The sequence below is a fragment of the Streptomyces sp. genome (assembly GCF_031178505.1).
GTDB classification, from domain to species: domain Bacteria; phylum Actinomycetota; class Actinomycetes; order Streptomycetales; family Streptomycetaceae; genus Streptomyces; species Streptomyces gulbargensis.
This window is the reverse complement of record NZ_JAPSIW010000148.1, coordinates 1-6,305: the sequence shown is the minus strand read 5'-3', so window position 1 is coordinate 6,305 and position 6,305 is coordinate 1. Positions and strand designations below refer to the sequence as shown.

Here is a 6,305-nt window from a genome sequence, read left to right as displayed (position 1 = left end):
GGGCCGGGCTCCGGCCCGGTCGACACGGCACCCCGAGGGGCACACCCCCGACAGGTTCACCCCGAACACCACCCCACACGCGAAGAAGGACGACACCACCATGGCCGCCAACCGCTCCAACGCCGACCGCCGTGCCCGAATAGAGGAGATGCGCCGCGCCGAGCAGGCCCGCGAGCGCCGCAACCGCATCCTCACCATCGGCATCTCCTCCGTCGTGGTCCTCGGCCTCGTCGGTTTCGGAACCGTCGTGCTGAAGAAGAAGGCCGACGAGGACGCGGCGAAGGAGGCCGCGGCGAAGGCCCCCATCGCGGCCGAGAAGTCGTGGGACCCGAAGAAGCTGGGCCGCAACCACGTCGAGACCCCGGTGAAGTACGACACCAAGCCGCCGGTCGGCGGTGACCACCACCCGGTCTGGATGAACTGCGACGGCGAGGTCTACAAGAAGCCGATCCCGGAGACCAACGCCGTGCACTCGCTGGAGCACGGCGCCGTCTGGGTGACCTACAGCAAGAAGGCTCCCGCCGCCGACGTGGAGAAGCTGGAGAAGAAGGTCGACAACACCACGTACACGCTGATGAGCCCGGTCGACGACCAGCCGGGCGCGATCATGCTGTCCGCCTGGGGCAAGCAGGTGACCGTGGACGGCGCGGACGACCCGCGCATCGACGCCTTCTTCACCAAGTACGTGAAGGGCCCGCAGACGCCCGAGCCGGGTGCCGCCTGCACCGGCGGGGTGGGCGCCGACGGGGCGGCCGGCGCGGGGATGGGCCAGTGAGGCCGAACCGTACGCAGCTGGCCTCGGTCGCCGCCGTGGCCGCGGCGCTCCTCTTCGCGGGGGGCGCCGTGACGGTCGCCTCGGGCGAGGAGGAGGACGCCCCGCGCACGCCGGTGTCGGCCTCGGCCGACGCCGGGTTCGCCCGGGACATGTCGGTGCACCACCAGCAGGCCGTCGAGATGTCGTTCATCGTCCGGGACCGCACCCGGGACGAGTCGGTCCGCCGGCTCGCGTACGACATCGCCAACACGCAGGCCAACCAGCGGGGCATGATGCTCGGCTGGCTCGACCTGTGGGGGCTGCCGAAGGTGGAGTCGGGTGTCGAGCCGATGACCTGGATGGGCATGGGCGGGCACGGCGACAGCGGCCCGAAGGACGGGGCGTACATGCCCGGCATGGCGACGAAGGCGCAGCTGGAGGAGTTGCGGCGGGCGTCCGGCCGGAAGGCGGAGATCCTCTATCTGAAGCTGATGACCGCCCACCACAAGGGCGGCGTGCACATGGCCGAGGGCTGTGTGCGGAAGTGCTCGGTGGAGGTGGAGCGGAATCTCGCCCAGGGCATGGTCGACGCCCAGGAGTCCGAGATCAGGCTGATGGCCGACATGTTGAGGAAGCGCGGGGCGTAGCGCGCGCCGCCGTTCGTACGACGGCCCCCGTGACCCGCTGCGGTCGCGGGGGCCGTGGCGCGCGCCCACAATGAGGGGGCTCGGGGACGTACGTACGACGACGTTCGACGAAAGGCACGCACCCCATGACCACGGCGAAGGACATCATGCACCCCGGGGCCGAGTGGATCCCGGCACACGAGACGCTCGACCGGGCGGCGCAGCGGATGCGGGACCTGAACGTGGGCGCGCTCCCCATCGCCGACGAGAACGAGCGCCTCTGCGGCATCCTCACGGACCGCGACATCGTGGTGGGCTGTGTGGCCATGGGCCACGATCCGTCCAAGGTGACCTGTGGGGAGATGGCGAAGGGCACCCCGCGCTGGATCGACGCGGGAGCGGACGTGGAGGAGGTCCTGGACGAGATGCAGGGCCACCAGATCCGCCGGCTGCCCGTCATCGAGAACAAGCGGCTCGTCGGGATGATCAGCGAGGCCGACCTGGCACGGCAGCTCTCGGACGACCAGATCAAGGCGTTCTGCGCGAGCGTGTACGCCGCCTCCTCCTGACCGCTCCTCCCCTCCTCAGGGCTCCTGGAGCCGGGGGGTGCCGAGGATCGCCCGGGCCACCGCGTCCGGGGCGTCGAGCATGACCAGATGGCCCGACGGTTCGGCCGCCTCGTAGCGGGCGCCGAGCCGCCGGGCCAGCGCGCGCTGGCGCCGTTCCCAGCGGGCGGAGCCGTCGGGGGCGGCGAGGACGGTGACGGGCAGGCCGGGCGGCAGCGGTCGGGCCTCGCGCAGGGCGAGGAGTTCGGCGGCGACGGCCCCGTAGCGGGCGTTCTCCAGGAGCGTGCCGCGCAGCACGCGCGAGGTGCGGTAGACGCGCCGCAGGAGCGCGGGCGGTGCCGGGTCGTGGCGTACGGCCAGGCGGCGGGCGGCGGGACCGAGCGCGGCCGGGAGCCCGGCGGCGGCGAGGACCGCGCCGAGCGGGCGCGCGGCGCCGGCCCAGCGGGACGGCCGGGGACGTTCCTCCACGGAGGAGTCGAGAAGGACGAGCCCGGCGGCCCGGCCGGGGTGCAGGCGGGCGAAGGCCTCGGCGTGGAAGCCGGCGATCGAGTGGCCGACGGCCGTGACGGGCCCGGGCAGGCCGAGGGTGTCGAGGAGCGCCGCGATCCGGTCCGCCTCGCCCGCGAGCGTGGGCGGCGCGGTGGCGGCCTGCGAGAGACCGTGGCCGGGGCGGTCGAAGCGCACGACCGTACGGTGCGGGGCGAGGAGTTCCACGACCGGGTCCCAGTCGAACCAGCTCATGCCCAGTCCGGCGGAGAGGACGCACACCGGCCCGGCGCCGTCGACGGCCACGTGATGGGCCACTCCGTGGAGGCGTACGAAGGTCATGGCCGGCGCTCCCGGTGGAGTGCGCGGGCGAGGACGGCGAGCCAGAGGGCCACCAGGAGGACCTGGAGGCGCTGGGCGACGCCGAGGGCCCAGTTCCCGGTTCCGGCCTCGAAGGCGGTGACGGCGGCCAGGGTCCAGGCGGTGGCGGCGAGTTCCAGGGCGAGGACGGCCGCGCCGGTACGGGCGAGGGCGCCCCACCGGCCGTGGCGGCGGGCGGCGGCCGTCAGCAGGATCATCGCGACGACCGCCCCGGTGGTGGCCAGGCCCGAACTGACGGCGTGGGCCGCGTGGGTGGCGGGCACGGCCCCGGCGGCCTCGCGTGCGGCGCACGCCGGGTCGGTGGTGGGCGCGCAGCTCAGCGGCAGCCAGGAGTCGGCGACGGTGGCGGCGCCGAAGACCGCGAGGGCGGCCCAGCCGGCGACGGACCAGGCCGTCCCGGGGGCGCGGTCGGGGCGCCGCGCCCAGGACGGGACGCCCGGCGGGGGCGGCGGGGCGGCGCGGCGCCGCAAGGTGGCGAGGAGCCCGGCGAGCGCCCCCACGAGGACCAGGAACCCGGCCGTCCGGTCGGCGGCGCGGAAGAAGCCGCCGAAGGGCTGGTCCGCTGCGGCGAGCTCGGAGACGTAGCCGCGGACGGGGTCCGGACCGGTGCCGAGGACGGCTTCGAGGACCCAGGCGGTGTACGCGAGCGCGCCGAGGGACAGGGCGACGGCGGCGGTTCGCGTGACATTCCCGGGCATGGTGGGACAGACGCCCGGCCTCCCGGAAAGGTTCCCCTCCGGCCCCGGGACCGGAGCGGGAGGGCCGCCCCGGCCCGCGCCCGGGACGGCGACGGGGTCGGGGCCGGGCCGTCACGGGGGCTGGGGCCGGGATCGTCACCGAGGCCGGGGGTCGAGTCCTCACGGGGCCGAAGCCGGACGGCCACCCCGGCCCGCGCCCGGGACCGTCACGAGGCCATGCCCGGACCGTCACGGAGGCCACGCCCGTGATCGTCACGGGACGGGGCCGGGCCAGGGCCGGGCCGGAGCCGGACGACCGCCCCGGCCCCGCCCGGGATCGGCACCGAGGCCGCGCCCGGACCGTCGCCGGGGCCGGGCCGCTCTGCGCCCGAACGTCCCCGGTCGCTTGGGGCCATGTGCTGCACCGGGCGCTCGTCCTCGGGCCTCCCGGACCGCCCTCGCCCGGCCCCGCCCAAGAGCCACCCCTGTCCCCGCCGTCCCCTCCCCGCAGCCGTCCGCAGGACATAGCGTCGAATTGACGATTAGACTGGGCCGCGTGCCTCAACTACGCCTCGCCCTGAATCAGATCGACTCGACCGTCGGAGACATCGCCGGGAACGCCGAGGCGGTCCTGCACTGGACCCGGCACGCCGCCGGGCAGGGCGCGCATCTCGTCGCGTTCCCCGAGATGGCGCTGACCGGCTACCCCGTCGAGGACCTGGCCCTGCGCCCCTCCTTCGTGGAGGCGTCCCGCGCGGCCCTCGCCGGGCTCGCCCGGCGGCTCGCGGAGGAGGGGTTCGGGGAGCTGCCGGTCGTCGTCGGCTACCTGGACCGTTCCGAGCGGGCCGAGCCCCGGCTCGGCAGGCCGGCCGGGTCGCCGGAGAACGCCGCCGCCGTGCTCCACCGCGGCGAGGTGGTGCTGCGCTTCGCCAAGCACCACCTGCCCAACTACGGCGTTTTCGACGAGTACCGCTACTTCGTGCGGGGCGACACGCTGCCGGTCCTCCGCGTCCACGGCGTCGACGTGGCCCTCGCCATCTGCGAGGACCTGTGGCAGGACGGGGGCAGGGTCCCGGCCGCGCGCAGCGCGGGGGCCGGGCTGCTCCTGTCGGTGAACGCCTCTCCGTACGAGCGGAACAAGGACGACACGCGGCTGGAGCTGGTCCGCCGGCGGGCCCGGGAGGCCGGGTGCACGACCGCCTACCTGGCGTCGACGGGCGGTCAGGACGAGCTGGTCTTCGACGGGGACTCCCTCGTCGTGGACGCGGCGGGCGAGGTGATCGCGCGGGCCCCGCAGTTCGTCGAGGGGAGCGTGATCCTCGACCTGGAGCTGCCGGCGGCGGATTCCCGGGCCCCGGAGGGAACGGTCGACGACGGGCTGCGGATCGACCGGGTGGTCCTGGCGGGGCCGGCCGGGGAGCCGCTGCCCGCGTACGAGCCGGAGCTGACGGGCGGCTACGCGCACCGCCTGGACGACGACGAGGAGGTCTACTCGGCGCTCGTCATCGGGCTGCGCGCGTACGTGGCGAAGAACGGTTTCCGCTCGGTGCTGGTCGGCCTCTCCGGGGGCATCGACTCCTCGCTCGTCGCGGCGATCGCCTGCGACGCGCTCGGGGCCCGGCACGTGTACGGGGTCTCGATGCCGTCCGCGTACTCCTCGGAGCACTCGCGCGGCGACGCGGCGGAACTGGCCCGGCGCACCGGGCTGAACTTCCGCACCGTGCCGATCGCGCCGATGTTCGACGCCTTCATGGAATCGCTGGGCCTGACCGGACTCGCCGAGGAGAACCTCCAGGCGCGGCTGCGCGGCACGACCCTGATGGCGATCTCCAACCAGGAGGGCCACCTCGTCCTCGCGCCCGGCAACAAGTCGGAGCTGGCCGTCGGCTACTCCACGCTCTACGGGGACGCCGTCGGCGCCTACGGGCCGATCAAGGACGTGTACAAGTCGGACGTCTTCCGCCTCGCGCGCTGGCGCAACCGGGCGGCCGGGGAGCGCGGCCAGGTCCCGCCGATCCCGGAGAACTCGATCACGAAGCCTCCGAGCGCGGAGCTGCGCCCGGGGCAGGTCGACACGGACTCGCTGCCGGACTACGAGGTCCTCGACCGGATCCTCGCCCTGTACGTGGACGGGGACCGGGGCAAGGACGCGATCGTGGCGGCCGGTTTCGACGAGGAGCTGGTCGCGCGGACGCTGCGGATGGTGGACACCGCGGAGTACAAGCGGCGCCAGTACCCGCCGGGCACCAAGATCTCGGCGAAGGGCTTCGGCAAGGACCGGCGCCTCCCGATCACGAACCGCTGGCACGAGACGCCCTCCCGGCCGGGGGCGGGCGCCGAGTCGCCCCCCGGACCGGAGTCGGCGGCCGGGCCCGGCACCGCGGCGGGGTAGCGGCCCGAGGCCGTCCCGGCGGCCCACCCGGCCTCCCGGCCGGGTAGCGCCGGGCCCGCAGGGGCCCGAAGCCGGCCCGGCGGCCGGGACAAGAGCGGCGCCGGGACGGGCCGGGGGCCCGCCGGGCCGGGAGCGCTGAACCTGGACCGTGGCCGGGCCGCGCATCCGGACCGAGACCGGGGTCGTCCACCGGTCGGCGCCCGGTCGAGCGGCTGCACCAGCACCCGGGCACCCGGACCGGGGGGCTCAGGGCCTCGAACCGGACCCGCGGCCGGATGAGCGCCCACCCACCCACCTACCCGGACGGCCGGGCCGGGACCCAGGGAGACCGGAACCGGACCCGCGGCCGGACAACCGGACCGGGAGACCCACCCGGACGGCCGGCTCCTCGCCGGCCTACGCCCGGGACGGCGACGGGGTCGG

The 6,305-nt window shown here is 75.3% G+C and carries 6 protein-coding genes; 4 read left to right on the top strand and 2 right to left on the bottom strand.

Going from position 1 to position 6,305, the window contains the following annotated elements:
* The first annotated feature begins 100 nt into the window (after positions 1-100).
* The 3 genes from RIF68_RS13145 (at position 101) to RIF68_RS13135 (ending at position 1,949) form a co-directional block, all read left to right on the top strand.
* Positions 101-775, top strand: a complete 675-nt coding sequence (locus tag RIF68_RS13145) for a DUF3105 domain-containing protein (RefSeq protein WP_309051401.1) — start codon at positions 101-103, stop codon at positions 773-775.
* A complete protein-coding gene (locus tag RIF68_RS13140) occupies positions 772-1,401 on the top strand; it encodes a DUF305 domain-containing protein (RefSeq protein ID WP_309051395.1) in 630 nt (209 codons plus the stop codon). Before RIF68_RS13145 ends, RIF68_RS13140 begins: the two co-directional genes overlap by 4 nt.
* Before the next feature lie 125 nt (positions 1,402-1,526).
* Positions 1,527-1,949 carry a CBS domain-containing protein gene (locus tag RIF68_RS13135; RefSeq protein WP_309051394.1) on the top strand — a complete coding sequence of 141 codons (423 nt, stop codon included), beginning with the start codon at positions 1,527-1,529 and terminating at the stop codon, positions 1,947-1,949.
* A gap of 15 nt (positions 1,950-1,964) precedes the next feature.
* On the opposite strand, the gene RIF68_RS13130 is transcribed toward RIF68_RS13135, so the two are convergent.
* Both RIF68_RS13130 and RIF68_RS13125 read right to left on the bottom strand, forming a co-directional pair.
* Positions 1,965-2,774, bottom strand: coding sequence for an alpha/beta hydrolase (locus RIF68_RS13130; protein WP_309051393.1), 810 nt, complete (start codon positions 2,772-2,774; stop codon positions 1,965-1,967).
* Complete coding sequence (locus RIF68_RS13125) at positions 2,771-3,511, bottom strand: DUF998 domain-containing protein (RefSeq protein ID WP_309051392.1); 741 nt, start codon at positions 3,509-3,511, stop codon at positions 2,771-2,773. The genes RIF68_RS13130 and RIF68_RS13125 overlap by 4 nt, the downstream gene beginning before the upstream one ends.
* Positions 3,512-4,046: 535 nt before the next feature.
* Between RIF68_RS13125 and RIF68_RS13120 the strand changes: the two genes are divergently transcribed.
* Complete coding sequence (locus tag RIF68_RS13120; protein ID WP_309051391.1) at positions 4,047-5,882, top strand: NAD+ synthase; 1,836 nt, start codon at positions 4,047-4,049, stop codon at positions 5,880-5,882.
* Positions 5,883-6,305: the final 423 nt, after the last annotated feature.

Excerpts from the sequence above, each read along its gene's own strand:
- RIF68_RS13145 (WP_309051401.1), top strand. The coding sequence starts at position 101 with ATGGCCGCCAACCGCTCCAACGCCGACCGCCGTGCCCGAATAGAGGAG.
- RIF68_RS13135 (WP_309051394.1), top strand. The coding sequence starts at position 1,527 with ATGACCACGGCGAAGGACATCATGCACCCCGGGGCCGAGTGGATCCCG.
- RIF68_RS13130 (WP_309051393.1), bottom strand. The coding sequence starts at position 2,774 with ATGACCTTCGTACGCCTCCACGGAGTGGCCCATCACGTGGCCGTCGAC.
- RIF68_RS13125 (WP_309051392.1), bottom strand. The coding sequence starts at position 3,511 with ATGCCCGGGAATGTCACGCGAACCGCCGCCGTCGCCCTGTCCCTCGGC.